Genomic DNA, 18,317 nt, shown 5'->3' with positions numbered 1-18,317 from the left:
CACATCCCATTAATGAAATGTGTGGCTGTTTAGATCTGTTCTGCTACGAACTTAGATAAGTTTAGGGGTTACTCCATATCACCTAACAAGTAATCTTCATCGCTGCTCACTACTGCGCCGTGCTTCAAGAAGTTCTTACCTAGGATCATGCTGTATTCGAAGCGAGAACGGTCTTGAAGGTTTACCCTCACCTCTTTCTCTAGGTCTCCGAGCTTAACCTTCATTTCTACCACAGGGCGAATGTTCACCTTCTCGCCTTTCTTGGCTTTGATACGCATTACATCAATCACTGGCTTGGTGAAATCTTGCTTATCGCCTTGGTTGTTTTGATAGGTAAAGCTCACCATGTCTTGGCCATCTTTCTTAAATCGTTTGATGTTGACTGCGTTCATTGAGCTTACATCCGCACCAGTGTCGAGCTTGGCCGGGAACTTCATGCCGTTCACTTCTACTACTTCAATATGCCCAACTTTAAACAGTGGTTCGGCTTTCAGAAGGTAATCAGAACGCGTATTAACGTAAACGCCCTCTTTTGCCATCTTCTTGCCTAAAATAAAGTACGCTTCTTTCTCATTTGTATTGAGCACGTCGATGGCGAACTCTTGCGTACGCACTTTTCCAGACACCGCAAACTCACCACTTACAACAGGGCGAGTATCATCCCCGACTTTAAGCTTCTTAATAATTGGCTTGGTCACCTTCTGCTTCTCACCATTTACATCGGTAAGATAAAATTCAACGGAAGCATCTTTGCCTTTACCTGTCATTTCAAAACTGTCGACCTTCAGCAAAGGTGTATTGACAGTGAAAGAAGCCACAGCCTTAAGCGGGAAGTCATCTAGGGTGATGTCCTCTTCCGGCGAGATAATCATAGGCTCACCAGACTCAGCCACATCACTAAAGTTCTCTGAACCTTCTAATAAAATATTCTCAGCACTGGTATCAATCATGAAGAGTTCGCTGGCGGTGTTGGTTCCAAATCTCAACTGCGACTCACTACTCGAGCGCTCACGTAGGTACACCAGAACGTCTTTAGTCGTGTTTTCATCGAGTTGAACAGGCACATACACCAAAGGTCTCTTCTTACCGCTCACGCTTAACATACGAACCAACGGCAATGTCATCTCTTTTTGCTTGCCGTCGTTGTCGAACATATCAAACGTCACTTCACTGTTCTTCTTATCTATATCGATGTCTTTTGCATGAAGGATGCTGTAGCGATTTTTTAATGAGAAGGTCGCGTTCATCGCCATTCCAGAGATAGACACCACCTCTTTTCGGCCAACAACGGTCGCGTTCTCTTGCTCTTGTAAATAGTCATAACCTGCAAACACCAGCGCGTTATCCGCAAGGAAGGTTTTACCAATCAGCACTGGCGCAGAGAAGTGGCTTCTGTCGGTCAGGTTAACGTCGGTTTTTAGCTCTTGGTCTGCAATGGTGAGCGACATTTTTACGGTAGGGCGAAGCAAAGGCGTGCTGCTGGTGCGGCTGCGTATCATGCTGACACGCTCTAAAGGCGCTTCGATTAATACCATGTCTCCCGTCCGCGGGTTTTGAACCTTAAAAGACACCACAGCCTCATATTTCGCAAAGGTACTGCCATCCCAATCATCGTAATCAACATCGGAATTGTTCAACAGGTCTTCGGTTAACGCCGCCATCAACTCTTGGTCTTTGAGATTTTGGTAATCGGGATTAGAGCTCTTCACATGAATGTCTTCAGCATGCATAGAAGTGGTTTCCGCACCGGTATCAATTTTACCAATGAAAGGAACGTCTTTTAGCCCTTGAACGCTAGATAGGTACACGTTCTCAGTGCGACCTAATACCGACTTACCATCGAGTTCGTAAGTGGGATTTTGAGTGGTAGGTGAAGTGTCAGTAGCCAAAGTGTATTGTGAAAAAAGTAGAGTGCTTAAAAGAGTTAGAGCCAAAGGTATCTTTTTCATTAGTTGGTCCGTTGTGATCAGTTCACTAATAATACTGGCGTTTGCGCGAAGAGTTCCCCCACCAGCAATGGTTCTCACATAACGTTAACGCTATGAGTTTTTAAATGACAAACCGATGACTTTGCGCTGCATTCGCTTATCGATTATTGACTAATGGATACCCAATAACCTTTTCAATGCTCGGTGTTCTATTGAAGAAATGAATACAAAAAAGGCCAACGACGAGCGCTGACCTTAGCGATTCAAAACACACCTGAAGCGAGTTTAACTTGCTAAAACACAAACGGTTCTAGATAAACATAGCACTAAAAAGTCCCGACTGTTTTCTTTGCACAGATAGCTCGAGCTTTTTCTGCGTCCTCACCTTTATTTTTGAGATAGCACTGTCGATAAGATTCGACGTAGCGCTCAAATAACACCTTGGCTTCAGGTTGTGGTTTAGAGAGCAGTTGGTTAACGAACTTTCTTGATCCAACCTCAAAATGCTGAGTATCGATTGGGCTATTCCAATCCCCTCCCCAGATCATAAATCCGTGATGGGCAAACAGCTCCACCACATCTTCAGCCATGCCGCGGCGTTCAATTTCATCACGAGCACGAAAACGAGTACGGTTCACATAACGAGTCGCAGATTGTGAAGGCTTTACCGTGATTCTTCCGTTGCTATCAAACTCTAAGAAAGGGTTTTGAACTGGGTTGATGTCGATTGCCACACCATAGGCATGTTTCGACCAACCTCCTCCGCCTGTAATAGGACGAGCGTTAAAGGCGCTGCTGTTGTTCGCATCCATTGAGGCGCTATCATCACCTCTGAATTCACGCATTAGGCGAGCGGAATGAAGAGGAAAATTGCGCTGTTTGAGCTCTGAAAAGATTTGTTCAACAGCAGGCGCAATAACATCAAGCACGATCATATTGCCCTGTTGCGTTTCCCCTTTGAAACTAATGAAATCGAAATCCACTTTGGATAGTCGCTCACAACCAACGGGCGCACCACTACTCAAGACATTGTTCTTTTTCATCATGTCGCATTGCCATTGAGATATAGGAGCGACTTGGGCATAACTCACTGCACTGAGCACAGTGGCCAGACAGCCGACAATAAAACGTTTCATATCAAAAACTCAAAATAGTAAGAGTGAAAAGTAGCAGAAGTTGGAAAATAGCATATTAAGCCAAGTTGAGCGCACGCTTTGTTAGCGTGTTTTGTTCCAGTAAACAATCTCTCTAACTCGTCCGTTCTGATCCTTGTCAGCTTCTCCACCAACATCAGAAAGTTCAGGTAAGGTCGATAATTGCGGAGCGTAATAGGCAACTAACATAAGTACGAACGCATCGTAAATATCGTCTATCGCGGCGTCTTTACGTTTGGTATTTGAAATGGCCAACGACAAGCGGTCACACCATTGAGGGGATAGCTGCTGAATAATAGAAAGCCGTTCCTCTTTGCCTTCTTGCGTTCGTTTTGAAAACGTCAGCGGTTCGTCTTTCAATGCTGCAAACACCACTTCAGGATGTGATTCCCTGATAGAAAGATTGGGATGAGTTTCAATGAGCTCATCAAGCTCGCGAATCTTGGGCACAATTCCCCAAGTCTGTTTAGAAAACTTCTTATCAAGCTGCTCCACATTGGCACTGCACGCCGCAATGTAATCGGTTTGGTAAACCGCCTCACGACACGGAACCGGAAACACCGAAGAACCACGTTTGCTGGTTAGAAAACGCCTTGCTGCTTTGTCACACAAGCGATCTGGAGTTTGTGCATCACTAAAACCAATAGGCATATCGATAAGCGCCGTTGAACCGATAAGATCACTCGCTAGCTCATCGAGGGTGTTTACCACTTTAAACGCAGGTATCTCATTGTCAGAGACAATCCAAGCGATCCAACCCGACTTGCAGCCATCAATTCCGATGTATTTCATTATGTTCTCGATGATTAGTTTGTTGAGGGTTATTTGGGATAACTAGCCCACTTAATGATCAGTGCCACTCACTAATCAGCAGTCTGCTTTTTACACCACGTACCTGCAAGCCCATTGCATCGAACACCTCTTCAAAGTCTCGACACTGCGCAGGGATGTTAGGTAACGAAAGCGCGGCTTCTGAAAAGAATTGTTGTTCAAAATGAGCCGAATCGTTCCAAGCGAGTTGCCACCACTCTAGAATCCTCGACTTAGACGAGCGCAGCTTTTCAGCCGTAGGAACTTTATCACTTTTACTTAAGTTCTCTTTGCTTGTAGTAGGAAAGAGGTTCCACTTATCGTTGTTTGGCCAGTAAGCGAAAGGCAAACAGTGATCAACGTGATACTCATTTTTTAATGATTTTCCACTCCACACGCTGACAATGTCGGCACGATCAGATCTAAGTTGCTCGACACGTTTACGCACATCGCGAGTATCATGGTTTTGATCGATCCATACCAAGCAGTCGTGATAAGTCTGTAGTGAAATGCTTCGCTGTCGGTTCAACTCGAAACGCTGCATCTCCATGACCCATTGATTCACCACCAGCGGTTCAATCCACGAGTGGTAGATTCTAAAGCACTCCCACAGGCTTTCATCGAGAGTAAAATAACCAAAACTTTCTAAGAACTCACTATCAATGACCAGTGATTCTAGGCTCTTCCGTCGTTTGTGAGGTGGGTATATATCGAATAGTCGGTTGTCTTTCGAGCCTTGATAAATGAAAGTCACAGGTCCTGATTTAATGGTACTGATCGTTTGTGAAAATAGCTTTTGTAGAGCCTTGGCTTCATCGCCGAGAAACATAGCGCCTATCGCTAGATCATCAGCACTTAAGTGTTTGAGTTTATTCCAACCATCCTCTTTTACAAACCCAAGTCCCTTCGTTGTGTTGCTATTTTGCTGAATCCCAGCGCCTTCTATGTCGATATCAATCAGTCGCTTAAACTGCCTAACCCAATACAGAGCAACCAAGCCCACTGGTAGAGAAATTTTCCCATCAGTTCGATCAATCACAGCGCCTGAATGCGCATCAGCAATTCTCAGTAGAGTTCTCAACAAAGCCAACTTGTATGTGGCCGACTTGTTGTCATTCACAATAATGTGGCGCACCTTGTTCAAGTCACCGGAGCCATCGTCTGGTAGTGTCATCACCACGGTTTGCCACCACACCTCACTGCGGTTCAATGTGTCTTGGCTATCATCAACATGACGAACCAACAAGGCGCTGTTTTTTGATAAACGCTCGAGCTCTTCAACCGAGACTTCATAGCCTTGTCGACTGTCTTGAAACTCCCCATGACGCAGAGTGATCACCAACTTGCCATTTGGAGCTAGCAAGTTAGACAACTTTCTAAATGCGCGCTCTCGATGAGACGGAGCGAGATGCATCCAAACCGCACTGACCAATATCAAGTCAAAACGCATTCCGAGGTTTTCAGTGCGGCTAAGCGAGGGAAGTGAATCATCAATCCAGGTAACACTTGGGCCTGTATATTTCGAGCCTTGTTCGCGTAATGAAGCACTTGGTTCTATCGCAATAACATCAAATCCGGCCTTGTGCATCCATAGCGCATCACGACCGCATCCAGCACCGACATCGAGTACTTTATCGCCCACTAAAGGCCAATAAGCTTGCCAGCTTTTATGCACCGTCTCGAAGGTCACTGAGTTGTACTGCTGGCAAAGTGTGTGAGCATTTTTATCGTAAAAAGGAATCGATGAGGACATATGCGCTATTGGAGTAAGGAGTCTATCTCAATAGTAATGGGGAGCTTAGGCGATTGCTAGCAGCTCATGTAAGTTCAGCCACACCAATCAGCATTTATCGTTAGTGACTGTTTTATATCAATATCCACCTAATGAGTTCATCAGGCGAGTCACACCTCGAATTGATCTCGTCAGAAAAACAAAAACAAACAAGGTGCAAGCTGACGTGCGAACAGAGATAATTGTTTGAAGATGATTAACTCGCCTCAAGCACCTAGCCGATAAAGACTAATGAACACATACTCACACATAGACACCCCGTTCAATCTGCGCCACACCTGTTGGTTTTGTGGTGAGCCTTCCAGTAACCTTGTTGAATTCCCTAAGACAGCGCAGGCTGTTGCCAAGATAGGCCATTCACCGATAGCACTGCCGGCTTGTAATGAGTGTGCGAGAATTAACTATTCAAAGAATCTGACCTCAATTTGGTCTGTGCGCGATCAGATAAAACACACTCTGATAGACAAGTACGCTAAGCACCTTGGCATCGGTGAGAACTGGACGGAGCAAGAGCTTATTGATTCTGATTTCTCGGGTTCGACGCTCGGTGGGTTTGGGCGCAGCGCTTGGAAGATGTATCAAATCGCCAAACAACGCGTCGATTATAAAGGCTGGCCTTTGTCGGTTGATGACATCCCACTTGAGGTATACGACGAAACCAGTGGCTTTGAGTTTGACGGTACTCGTTATGCCTCAATCAATTCATGTATCGACTATTTCACCAAGGCAGCAGGCGTAGACAAAGAGCTGTTGTCGCAGCTTGTCGACATCGTTTCATCAGAAAGGTTTAGCTACGCACTGCGAATCACCAAGCTGAACAAGAATGTCTCTAATACCAAGCGCTCGGAGATCGTCGAAGAGGTACTACAACAAGAGTCTGAACAAGAAGAGATACTGCTTGAGCAAGCTAATTCAATGTTTAACCCAAACGTCGAAGAGGTGAATATTTCAGGCTCAATAGCGCCTGTATTTGCCATTCAGTGGGCGCTGGCTAACAAGGTTAAAGATTTAGCCCACCTTTGTGCTCTCGAAGATGAGTATTTTGACTATTTCGAGCACCTCGGCGGCCCTGCAGCTTTCATGTCCTATAACGGCCTACAACTCTATTTAGAGTCGCGTCAAGATCCTGAATGGGTAGAAGAGTTGGATCCAAATAAACAGTATTGGTGAACATGCCTCGCTACTGGTGAACACGTGTAAGCTCGATAATCGTGTAAAACACCCATTGTTAGTCCTTGTTTTATATAAAGATCTAAAAACAGAACCCTATAACAGTTAATTGTTGCAATTCGGTTAAATAGAGTGAAAACTTCAAGCATCTAAGACTATTTAATCACTGCCATCTGCGGTGAGTAAGGAGTGAATTGTGCTTGCTGTTCTTCGTATTATTTTGGCTACGGTGTTTATTATTTTCACCACTCTATGTGCTTTTGTTTACTGCTTGTTTAGCCCCAAGAACCCCAAGCATGTGTACGTTTTCTGTCGTTGGTTCAACCAACTCCAAAAGATCATCGGTGTAAAACTGGTGCAACGCGGCCTAGACAATGCCCCGACACCAGAAAACAGCGTCTACATCTCTAACCACCAAAGCATATTGGATTTTGTGACCGATCCAGGAATGCTAAGACCACGCACTGTTTCATTGGGCAAACGCGATTTGTTGTACGTGCCTTTCTTTGGCCTGCTGTATTGGATCACCGGTAACATCATGATTAACCGCGAAGACAAATCCAAAGCACGCGATACCATCAAGCAAGTGGCGGAAGCGATTCATCAGAGAGATCTGTCTGTTTGGGTTTACCCGGAAGGAACCCGTAGTAAAGGGCGTGGACTACTGCCATTCAAAACAGGCGCTTTCCGAATGGCAATTGAAGCTGGTGTGCCTATCACCCCGATGTGTACTAGCACCACGCACAATAAGATCGACTTTAATCGTGCCAATAATGGCATTGTGATCACCGAGATGTTGGAACCTATCGATGTATCCGGATACAAGCTTAGCGATGCGAGAGAGTTGGCCAATCGCTGTCACGCACTCATGGCAGAGAAAATAGCAGAGCTTGATGCCGAAGTGGCTCGTTTAGAGGCGCAGCAAAAAACAGAGTTGGATTCAGATCGTTCTTCTACGAACTAACTCGCAACGAAACCACTGAGTCATCGCTCAGTTACTTAAAAAGACACTCAACGATCGCAACTCTCATTGTTCTTGTTTTACTTGCTGGCGCTTATCCGCAAAATAAAAACAGGCGTTAACGGCTTTATAGAGCAATGGGAGCAAACGATGGAAGTGATTCACCATGGTGGCAAACATACTGTCACAGGATCTTGTCACGAGCTAAGAGATTCAGGCCAAGCGGTGCTCATCGATTGTGGCCTTTTTCAAGGTTTAGATCTTCAAAGTAAAAAGCTTCAAGGTGAAGACACTCGCCCTCTCGATATTGAATTTGAAACGTCCCACCTTAACGCTCTTCTGCTGACTCATACTCACATTGACCATATCGGGCGATTACCTTGGTTGCTCGCCAGTGGCTTTAACCAACCAATTTATTGCACTCAGGCTACGGCTGAACTCGCTCCTTTAATGATTGAAGATGGCTTAAAACTGCAAGGGCTCAGTCATAAACAATCCAAACTCATCCTTAAAAAAATTCATTCGTTGATTGCTCCTAAGCCTTATGGGGAGTGGTTTCCAATCGTCTCTAAACAGCAAAACGACGGAAAAGATCATCATAGGCCAAATACTCTGTATGCTCGTTTTCAAACTGCTGGGCATATCTTAGGCTCCGCCTATATTGAGCTTAAGTTACCAAACCAAGAAGTGGTGGTCTTTTCAGGCGACTTGGGCCCAAGTAACACGCCACTGCTGCCGGATCCAAAACCACCACAACAAGCCGACTATCTGTTTATCGAATCGACTTACGGCACTAGCACGCACGACGATATTGCTTCACGCTCTGAACGCCTCAAAGCAATTATTGACCGTTCGTTACTCGATGGTGGCGTCATCCTGATCCCGGCATTTAGTATCGGCAGAACACAAGAACTGTTGTTTGATATTGAAAACCTGATCTTTGAGCATCAACTCAGCGCCGATATTCCTATCATCCTCGATTCGCCTATGGCGGAGAAAGTAACGCGTTCATACCGACGCTTTAAAGAGTTATGGGGTCAAGAAGCTAAACAGCGCCTTGAAGTGAAACGTCACCCACTCGCTTTTGAGCAATGCATTACCGTTGATGGGCATAGAATGCACAAGAAAATCGTCAATCGTCTTAAGTCGACAGGTGAACCCGCAATTGTGGTCGCAGCTTCTGGAATGTGTCAGGGCGGCAGGATAATGAACTACTTATCCGCTTTACTTCCCGATAAACGAACCGATGTGATTTTAGCGGGCTATCAAGCACACGGAACGCTCGGGCGCGAGTTGCAACAAGGTAAAACACAGGTTTTTATTGATAACAAAGACGTTGAGGTTAATGCTCAAATTCATGGCATGTCTGGCTATTCTGCCCATGCTGATAAAGGGGACCTCTACCAATTTATAGAAGGCATCGCGACGCCACCGAAAGAGGTGCATTTGATTCATGGCGAGCCAAATACTCAGTCTGAATTCGCTAAAGAATTACAGGCGCGAGGGTTCGTGGTTGTTTGAAACAGGCATCAAATTAACAACTTTTACTAGGTAGATATTAAAGCCTCAATTATCAAACCTTCAAAAGCCATAGTCTCTTAGACCTGCTAGCTCACCCAATGTAGGTGATATATTCCAACCTACTTATCTCACCATCCATATGTCAGCCGTTTATGCTAAGCGGCTTTAACCGCTGTTTTGCGCAATTTCGTTTCTTATGCGCATCTCAAGATCTCCTTTCTGTATTAATCACTATTTATTCACTTTGCAAAACACCAGAAAAACACAACCAGTTGCATAGGTAATTAAATAGAACGATTATCAAATTAGCACTAAGCGTTAACAACCCCCCCCTGTAACATGCTTTATGTCACAGTAATCCTAATAGGCAGTTAAATAATTTAACACTCGAGTTACAAGTGAAGTATTGTGTTGTTCGAAAAACAATCATAAGCAAAACTAACAGGGAAAATACTCATGCAGTCATTCGTTGATTTTTTGAATGGAATAATCTGGAGCCCAGTACTTATCTACCTATGTTTAGGTGCAGGTTTGTTCTACTCCATCATGACTCGATTTGTTCAAATCCGTCACTTCTTTGAAATGTGGCGCTTGCTACTATCGGGTAAAAGCTCATCAAAAGGCATCTCGTCTTTCCAAGCTCTAGCCGTTTCGCTATCTGGCCGTGTAGGTACAGGTAACATTGCTGGTGTTGCTGCCGCTATCGGTTTCGGTGGCCCAGGTGCAGTATTCTGGATGTGGGTTGTAGCCTTCTTTGGCGCCGCGACTGCTTATGCAGAATCTACGCTAGCGCAAATCTACAAAGAAGAAGACGAAGGCCAGTTCCGTGGTGGTCCGGCTTACTACATTGAAAAAGCAATGGGTCAGAAGTGGTACGCATGGATCTTCGCAATCGCGACTATTTTTGCATGTGGTATTTTGCTTCCAGGTGTTCAGTCAAACAGTATTGGTAATGCTGTAGAAGCTGCATTTGGTTCAGGTGACATGATTGAAACAGCTGTCGGTACATTCAGTTTCGCTAAAATTTTCACCGGTACTGTTGTTGCTATCATCCTTGCTTTCATCATCTTTGGTGGTGTTAAACGTATTGCGAACTTCACACAGATCGTTGTTCCTTTCATGGCATTGGCTTACATCATCATCGCGTTCGTTATCATTCTGCTAAACATCAGCCAAGTGCCAACTGTTTTCGCAATGATTGTTGGTGATGCATTCACACCTATGGCAGGCTTCGGTGCTGCAATTGGTTGGGGTGTTAAGCGTGGTGTTTACTCAAACGAAGCAGGTCAAGGTACTGGTCCTCACGCGGCAGCTGCTGCAAGTGTTGATCACCCAGCTCAGCAAGGTTTAGTACAAGCATTCTCTATCTACATCGATACTCTTCTAGTATGTTCTGCTACAGCGTTCATGATCATCATCACTGGTGCTTACAACGTTCACGGCGGCGCTGAGGGTGTGTTCCTTGTTCAGAACCTAGCAGCAAACATCGGTGCGAATGGTCCTGTATTTACACAGCTTGCTATTGAAAGTGCACTACCAGGCATTGGTAAGCCGTTCATCGCATTTGCTCTGTTCTTCTTCGCATTTACAACGATTCTTGCTTACTACTACATCGCAGAAACGAATATTGCTTACCTACGTCGTACCATCAAGATCCCTGGCATGATGTTCGTACTTAAGCTTGTTCTTATCACTGCCGTTTTCTATGGCACAGTTAAAACAGCGAACCTTGCATGGGCAATGGGTGATGTTGGTGTTGGCTTGATGGCATGGTTAAACATCGTTGGTATTCTGATCATCTTCTTCATGTCTAAGCCTGCGCTTAAAGCTCTAGCTGACTACGAAGAACAGCAGAAACAAGGCGTAACTGAGTACACGTTCAACCCTGTAAAACTAGGCATTAAAGGTGCTACTTACTGGGAAGAGAAGTACAAGCGTAAGACAGGCAAGTCTCCTGAAGCAGAAGCTGCAGACACTAAACCTGTAGAGCAACCTTCAGCTTAAGCTTTCCTTAGCAAATAGGTCGCTTTAAAAAAATAGCGCTATTATTAACGCATAAAAAAGGGGTTAGCCATTTCGGCTAACCCCTTTTGTTTTATTCATAACCAATAAATGGCTTATAACAAACTAACTGTTCCCGAGTTAGAGTATTAAGCAGCGATTTCTTGTGTTGCCATTTGAGGTGCTTTCTTCTCACCGATAGGCAGTACTGTGCGGCCGTATTCGTTGTTGATTACTTGTGCCATTGCAAAGTAAATAGCTGAAGCGCCACAGAAGATACCTTCAAAACCAGCGATAGTGCCGATTAGTTCGCTGCCAGTGAAATCACGAGCTGCAAGTAGGAAGAACAAGATAGTTAATGAACCGAATACTACTTGTTTCGCCACTGGGTAGCATAGAGAACCGATGAACATGAAGCCTGTGAAGATGCCCCATAGTAATAGGTACCAACCCATGAATGCAGCAGGGCTTGCTGGAAGGCCCATGTAAGGCATTACAATCAAACCAACCAAAGACAACCAGAATAGGCCGTAAGAAGTAAACGCAGTTGTACCGAACGTGTCACCACGTTTGAAACACATTGTGCCCACGATAACTTGGCTCAAACCACCGTAAAAAATACCCATAGCAAGAATCATTGAATCGATTGGAAAGAAACCTGCGTTGTGGATATTAAGAAGAATAGTGGTCATACCGAAACCCATTAAGCCTAGTGGCGCTGGGTTAGCTAGTTTGGTCGACATTGCGAATTTACCTTATTAAAGTGGTTGATTAAAAAAAAACAATAAAAGTTGTCAGAAAATTTTAATCTATAAACCGTACAACTAGGTAATCCAGTTATCGAAAACTAAGATTGTGTAAATGATCTTATGGAAAATTAGTTTCATAACAACGCTAATTAATTCATAGAACCTATAAATGAACAAATTCCCTGTCGCGCTATGAAAAAGATGCGAGTAACGAGATGCGAGATACGAAAAGAGTCTTTAGATTCGAGTAAGCGGGATAAGAGGAGCAGGTCTCGATTGAAGCGTCATTCCAGAATCGAGGGACGAGATATCTGGAATCTCCTCTTCGATATAAGCACGTTTGGCGCACTAAAGAGATTCCCTATCACGTTCGTTCCTCACTGTAGGGAATGACGGAAGTTTGCTTAGATGCGAGTAAGTGAAATGAAGAACAAGAGAGCGAGCTTTTCGTTACTCGTTTACTCGCATCCCGTATCTACTCACTCACCTGTTATCTTAAATTATGCTTGTTGAGCTTTAGACTCAGACACTTGAGATTGAACGTCTGAAGAAGCGTTTTTACTCGCATCACGCTTGGCTAACAACGTCACGACAATCAACTGAGCAACAAGAGCGCCTAACACAACCAATGCACTTCCCGTAAAGCCTGCGACTACAAAACTAATCAGAGCAATAGAGCCGTTCATCAATGCGTAAGGAAGCTGCGTCTTAAAGTGTTCAAACTGATCACACCCTGCCCCGGTTGAAGAAAGAATCGTGGTTTCAGAAATCGGTGAGCAATGGTCACCAAACAAGCCACCAGACAACACAGCGCCAATTGCGACGAGAAGCGGAGCATCTATCGCAATCGCAGTTGGAATAACCAATGGCATCATTATCGCGAAGGTTCCCCACGATGAGCCCGTTGCGAATGAGATAATAGCCGACAGTAAAAAGGCTACAGCAGGAACTAACCAGTAAGGGAAACCGCTCTGCGCTTGCTCAGCAATATAAGCCGCTGCACCCAACTCTTTACCAACGGTGCTTAATGCCCAAGCCAGTACCAAGATGATCGCGACTGGCATCATGTTTCCCATACCTTTTAAGTACACAGAAACACCATCTGAAAGCTTTCTTACACCGTAGTAAGCCATTAGCGAGATTAAGGTAATCGCCGCAAAGAAGTAAGCCGATGATAAAGCAGCTCTGAACGATGAACCTGCGACCTTTTGGAATGGGAAACCTTGTGGTACCAGCATGGCACACAACACCACCAGCATCACTAACAATGGTGCCCAGACAAAAGATGCCTTTGCATTTTTATGCGAGAACGGATTTAGTGATTCGTTATTCACGCCAGAGTTAATTCCCGCCTGGCAATCACGCTCAGCTTTTGCCATTGGCCCAAAATCTAAACCTTTAACGGACACGAGCGGAACGATGAAAATCGCGAGGAATGCGTAGAACTGAAAAGGAATCGCACCGATGAACGCATCCCAATCAGACATGTTGACATTCAACGCCGTGAACTCTTTTTGAATCAGACTCATGATGTAAACGCCCCATCCAATGAAAGGAATAAGGATCGCAACTGGCGATGAGGTTGAATCGATGATGAATGCTAGCTTCTGTCTTGAGAGTTTTAGTTTATCGAAAAGGGGACGAAAAACAGGGCCAACAATTAAAGGGGTGCCTAAGTCTGAGAAAAATATCACGATTCCACCCAACCATGCTGAGATTTGAGCTTGGCATTTGTTGCCTACCCATTGGGTAACACGCTTAGCAAACGCAACACCACCACCCGACTTTTCCATCAAAGCGACAAAACCACCGATGAACACCAACAGCATAATCACGCCAGCGTTGTAGCTATCAGTAAGCTGAGGGACTAGGTAACCTTTAACCATGGTACCAAACGTATCAAGCGGGTTAAGTTCGCTAAACATGCCAGTCAGCATCGCAACACCACTCAGCACGCCAGCAAAAAGGCCAATCACCACATTCCTTGTCGCCAACGACAACACCAAAGTAATCACAATGGGGATGAGTGACGTGATATCTGTCTGTTCCATAGGTACACCTTAACCCTAAAATAAAAAAAGAATAAATATAATTTAAATTTGAATATAAATTCACACCCATCGTTTGTACAGAACTTTATCCTCTAACTGGATAATTAGTCTTTAAATGCGCTTCAACATAGCCAAATAGACCAATAGCCCTCCTTAGATAGCCAAGTTCGAAACGAAAAAAAGCCGAAAGTAGACACTTTCGGCTTTTGATTATTTATATCATTATGGTCGTACTACTGAACTCGTCGGTTAGACCGCTTTTCAGTATTCAGACGATCAATTACAACTAATTTCATCCCAGAACCAATTCGATTGAACTGGGCTTTCCCATACGCCCGGGCCGTTTTTAGCCACGAAGCACTTGCCGTTATGCGTCACTTTGTCGCCATTACTCACTTGGCTAACGCCCGCTTGCCACGTGATAAACACAGATGGGTCAACAACGACAGGTGACTCGGTAACTGGCGGTTCAACTGGTGTTGGGTCTACCGGAGCAGGATCAACAGGCGATGGATCTGTCACTACCGGTGGTGTTGGCTCTCCAGCAATCAATGTCCAAGGGCCGCCATTGGTAGGGTCATCCCCTTGTGTCCACCATTTCGCTTCATAGGTTGCACCGTTGTGAGTCACTTGGTCACCCGCGTTGTAAACCTTGGTCGCACTCCAACCATTACCACCCGGATCAGTACCAGGATCTACCGGATCCAGCTTATCGACCACTTTCACTTCAGGCCAACTCGCATGAGAACCATAAAAGTTGGTCACACACTTCTCGTAATCGCCAGCCACCAGTGCGGAATAAGCAGTTTGAAAGCCCACTAGCTCACACTCAAATGAATACCCTTCTGGGCGGTCTGCGTAGTATTTCCAGTTGCCATCCCAGTTGGTATACAGCACATCCGTCGCACCGTTAAGGTTCAAGCTTCCGTAAGGCGTTTGCTGCCAACATGTATTGGCTTCATCGGCTTCTACAGGAATTTCATAGTGCGCGGCTAACCCTTCCCAGTAACGAATACGGTTAACGGGTTGGCCTTTGTCTTTGTTCTGCTCCCCACATTCAATACCACCATTAATCACATTGATCGTGGTACCAAACCCATAACCAATGCCCGCATCTAATTCGCGCTGAGATGGCGTCCAAGTGCGGTCGATAACGTGCAGCATTGCTGGTTTAGGTGCTTGAGGAGTAAGGAAGAACCAGATAGCAGAAGCCAAGTTCAGCCAAGAATCAGCGACTAAGCCCGGATTATTCAGTAACACCGTTGCATCACCATCGAACATCACTTCAGAGAACGCGCCGTAATTAAAATGGTAAGAAAGCTGTTTAGCACCACGTCCGAAGTAACCCTGCCCCGCAGCACATGGCCAACGGGCATTCTGCCAATCATTCTGACCACAACCTGTGGTGTAACCTTCTTGGCCTTCAGACCAACCCATTTCGCGAACATGCACCAGCGCTTGCTGCCACTCTTCTAGAGCTAATGGATTATCAGAGGTGTTGCCTATCGCGATGTGCCCACCCGTCTCTTGTGAAAAGTGAGCAAAGGCCGTGATGATGGATTTCTTACAGATGGCATCGGAGTCACGGCCATCGGTGTACTCTCCACAGAACGCTGGGAATTTACCGATCGCACGTAAGAAGCGAGTGTAGGTGTATTCTGGCGCTGCCATCTGAGTGAGGAAGTCCCATTCAGATTGAGGGAACACGCGCTCTACACGCTTTATGTTTTCAGGATTCGAGGGGGAACCGGGTTCAATCGCTTCAACGATTGTATTCGGGCGAGTTTGAAGGGCCTGTGACCAGATCGCATACATAGGATCGGATGTTTTCGCTTGTTCAGCAGCTTGTAGAGCCGACTTTTCAACAAGGTAACCATTCGGGTTTTGCGGATCAGGTTGAATGTTCAAAGACGCATGACTTTGCGCTGCTAATGTGCAGCCCAGTACTGTCGCCAAATATTTGATTTTTAACATGATGGATTCTCTTATCTGTCCTTAATAAGTCCATCAAAGAGTATGCTTCACATGTGGAATGGCCTAGCTGTAGCTGTGTGAATTTATAAAAAGTGCGAGTGATCTTTTTGATACATGGCTCAGCACAACAAAGCGTCTCATGGTTTCTTGAGCTGATATCTAGTTTCCAACTCATTTGGTTTCTAGTTATTGTTCATTTGATTTCGAGGTATTGCTCATAAGCCTTTAATGTAATGAATCAATATAATCAATCGAAAAGAAAAAAGCCCCGAACTGAGTTCGAGGCTTAAGATCTTAATCAAAGCTGGTTAAATCTCTAAGAGATTATTCCCACTCGATAGTTGCTGGTGGCTTACCAGAAATATCGTAAACAACACGTGAAATGCCGTTAACTTCGTTGATAATACGGTTAGAAACCTTACCTAGGAAGTCGTATGGTAGGTGTGCCCAGTGAGCAGTCATGAAGTCGATAGTTTCTACGGCACGTAGAGATACAACCCAATCGTACTTACGGCCATCGCCCATTACGCCAACTGAACGTACTGGTAGGAATACCGTGAATGCTTGAGATACTTTGTGGTAAAGGTCAGCAGCGTGAAGCTCTTCAATGAAAATAGCATCTGCGCGACGCAGTAGATCACAGTACTCTTTCTTGATTTCGCCAAGAACACGAACACCTAGACCAGGACCCGGGAATGGGTGGCGGTAAAGCATGTTGTATGGAAGACCAAGCTCAAGGCCGATCTTACGTACTTCATCTTTAAACAGCTCACGTAGAGGTTCAACAAGACCCATTTCCATATCATCAGGAAGGCCACCAACGTTGTGGTGAGATTTGATTACGTGTGCTTTACCTGTCTTAGATGCTGCAGACTCGATTACGTCTGGGTAGATAGTACCCTGAGCAAGCCATTTAGCATTAGATAGTTTCTTAGACTCTTCATCGAAGATATCTACGAATACGTGACCGATGATTTTACGCTTAGCTTCTGGTTCAGCTTCGCCTTCCAGAGCTTTAAGGAAACGATCTTCTGCATCGACTTTGATGATGTTTAGGCCGAACTGGTCACCAAACATATCCATAACTTGCTCAGCTTCGTTTAGACGAAGAAGGCCGTTATCAACAAATACACATGTTAGTTTGTCGCCGATAGCGCGGTGAGCAAGCATCGCAACTACAGATGAATCAACACCACCAGAAAGACCAAGGATAACTTCGTCGTCACCTACTTGTTCTTTAATACGTGCAACTGCATCTTCAATGATTGAAGCTGAAGTCCACAGACCTTCACAACCACATACGTTAAGAACGAAGTTCTCAAGCATTTTCAGGCCGTTTTTAGTGTGTGTTACTTCTGGGTGGAATTGAACACCGAAGTACTTCTTCTCTTCGTTTGCCATTGCAGCGTATGGGCAAGTGTCTGTTTCAGCGATCTTTGTGAAATCAGCTGGAATCTCAACTACTTTGTCGCCGTGGCTCATCCAAACATCTTGAGTAGACTCAAGGTCAGCGAAAAGTGCAGATTCGCCAGTCACTTGTACCGCTGCGTAGCCGAACTCGCGCTCAGTAGACGTTGCTACTTTACCGCCAAGTTGCTCAGCCATAGTTTGCATGCCGTAGCAGATACCGAATACAGGAACACCTGAATCAAATACGTACTGAGGTGCACGTGGAGAGTTCTCCTCCGTTACACTTTCAGGACCACCAGATAGGATGATGCCGTCTGGATTGAATTCACGAATATCCGCTTCTTCTACGTCCCAGCTCCAAAGTTCACAGTAAACACCGATCTCACGAATACGACGAGCTACTAGCTGTGTGTATTGAGAACCGAAGTCCAGAATTAGAATACGTTGGTCATGAATATTTTTAGTCATTGTAAGCAGTCTTATTGGCTATGTGATAAAACGGAGGTGAGTTTACTCACCTCTGATTAACTCTTCAAGAAATAAAGCAAACGTTTTCGTTAGATATCTTTAACCACGTGTTTTGAGAAAATCGGACTTTTAACAAAACAGGCGGTAGATATAATACCAATCACAGTAAGTAAGTGTTCAGGAATAGCGTAGGAAAAAAGCCTGAGAACGAGGCAGCTCTATTCGACAAAGAGTTCTGATAAGTAGTTATTCTACAATCAAAAATTCTAACGAAGTTATCGAGGTTTTTAACAAGCTAGGATGACCAGTTATTTACTACGATTGGTAT

The 18,317-nt window shown here is 44.9% G+C and carries 12 protein-coding genes; 4 read left to right on the top strand and 8 right to left on the bottom strand.

Going from position 1 to position 18,317, the window contains the following annotated elements:
* Positions 1 to 68: 68 nt before the first annotated feature.
* The 4 genes from AB4512_RS08185 to AB4512_RS08170 form a co-directional block, all read right to left on the bottom strand.
* Positions 69 to 1,949: an ATP-dependent zinc protease gene (locus tag AB4512_RS08185; RefSeq protein WP_372137610.1), complete on the bottom strand. Its 1,881-nt coding sequence runs from the start codon at positions 1,947 to 1,949 to the stop codon at positions 69 to 71.
* Between the two features lie 305 nt (positions 1,950 to 2,254).
* A complete protein-coding gene (locus tag AB4512_RS08180) occupies positions 2,255 to 3,064 on the bottom strand; it encodes a M15 family metallopeptidase (RefSeq protein ID WP_029235463.1) in 810 nt (269 codons plus the stop codon).
* Between the two features lie 81 nt (positions 3,065 to 3,145).
* The gene (locus AB4512_RS08175) at positions 3,146 to 3,874 is read right to left on the bottom strand and encodes a DUF429 domain-containing protein (RefSeq protein WP_017062812.1); all 729 of its coding nucleotides are present in this window, start codon (positions 3,872 to 3,874) and stop codon (positions 3,146 to 3,148) included.
* A 58-nt stretch (positions 3,875 to 3,932) separates the two neighbouring features.
* Positions 3,933 to 5,645, bottom strand: coding sequence for a class I SAM-dependent methyltransferase (locus AB4512_RS08170; RefSeq protein ID WP_372174741.1), 1,713 nt, complete (start codon positions 5,643 to 5,645; stop codon positions 3,933 to 3,935).
* Positions 5,646 to 5,915: 270 nt separating this feature from the next.
* Between AB4512_RS08170 and AB4512_RS08165 the strand changes: the two genes are divergently transcribed.
* The 4 genes from AB4512_RS08165 (at position 5,916) to AB4512_RS08150 (ending at position 11,340) form a co-directional block, all read left to right on the top strand.
* Entirely contained in the window at positions 5,916 to 6,854 is a 939-nt protein-coding gene (locus AB4512_RS08165; protein WP_136974081.1) for a hypothetical protein, read from the top strand.
* Between the two features lie 196 nt (positions 6,855 to 7,050).
* Positions 7,051 to 7,818 (top strand): 1-acylglycerol-3-phosphate O-acyltransferase, encoded by a 768-nt coding sequence (locus tag AB4512_RS08160; RefSeq protein WP_065584647.1) that lies wholly within the window; start codon positions 7,051 to 7,053, stop codon positions 7,816 to 7,818.
* A 147-nt stretch (positions 7,819 to 7,965) separates the two neighbouring features.
* Positions 7,966 to 9,336 (top strand): MBL fold metallo-hydrolase, encoded by a 1,371-nt coding sequence (locus AB4512_RS08155; RefSeq protein ID WP_372174740.1) that lies wholly within the window; start codon positions 7,966 to 7,968, stop codon positions 9,334 to 9,336.
* Positions 9,337 to 9,792: 456 nt separating this feature from the next.
* Positions 9,793 to 11,340 (top strand): sodium:alanine symporter family protein, encoded by a 1,548-nt coding sequence (locus tag AB4512_RS08150; protein ID WP_017069529.1) that lies wholly within the window; start codon positions 9,793 to 9,795, stop codon positions 11,338 to 11,340.
* A gap of 146 nt (positions 11,341 to 11,486) precedes the next feature.
* Here the strand turns inward: AB4512_RS08150 and AB4512_RS08145 are convergent, their stop codons facing one another.
* The 4 genes from AB4512_RS08145 to guaA all read right to left on the bottom strand — a co-directional run bounded on the left by AB4512_RS08145 (position 11,487) and on the right by guaA (position 17,989).
* Positions 11,487 to 12,080, bottom strand: a complete 594-nt coding sequence (locus AB4512_RS08145) for an acetate uptake transporter (protein ID WP_010440610.1) — start codon at positions 12,078 to 12,080, stop codon at positions 11,487 to 11,489.
* 506 nt (positions 12,081 to 12,586) lie between these two features.
* Positions 12,587 to 14,137, bottom strand: coding sequence for a Na+/H+ antiporter NhaC family protein (locus AB4512_RS08140; protein WP_372174739.1), 1,551 nt, complete (start codon positions 14,135 to 14,137; stop codon positions 12,587 to 12,589).
* Between the two features lie 276 nt (positions 14,138 to 14,413).
* Complete coding sequence (locus AB4512_RS08135; RefSeq protein ID WP_372174738.1) at positions 14,414 to 16,111, bottom strand: glycoside hydrolase family 19 protein; 1,698 nt, start codon at positions 16,109 to 16,111, stop codon at positions 14,414 to 14,416.
* 324 nt (positions 16,112 to 16,435) lie between these two features.
* Entirely contained in the window at positions 16,436 to 17,989 is a 1,554-nt protein-coding gene (guaA, locus tag AB4512_RS08130; RefSeq protein WP_017059729.1) for a glutamine-hydrolyzing GMP synthase, read from the bottom strand.
* Between the last annotated feature and the right edge of the window lie 328 nt (positions 17,990 to 18,317).

Source organism: Vibrio sp. 10N.222.52.B7, assembly GCF_041474275.1.
In the GTDB taxonomy this organism is placed as follows: Bacteria; Pseudomonadota; Gammaproteobacteria; order Enterobacterales; family Vibrionaceae; genus Vibrio; species Vibrio crassostreae_C.
Note: the sequence above shows the minus strand (reverse complement) of the source record. Positions and strands in the feature narration are given on the sequence as shown.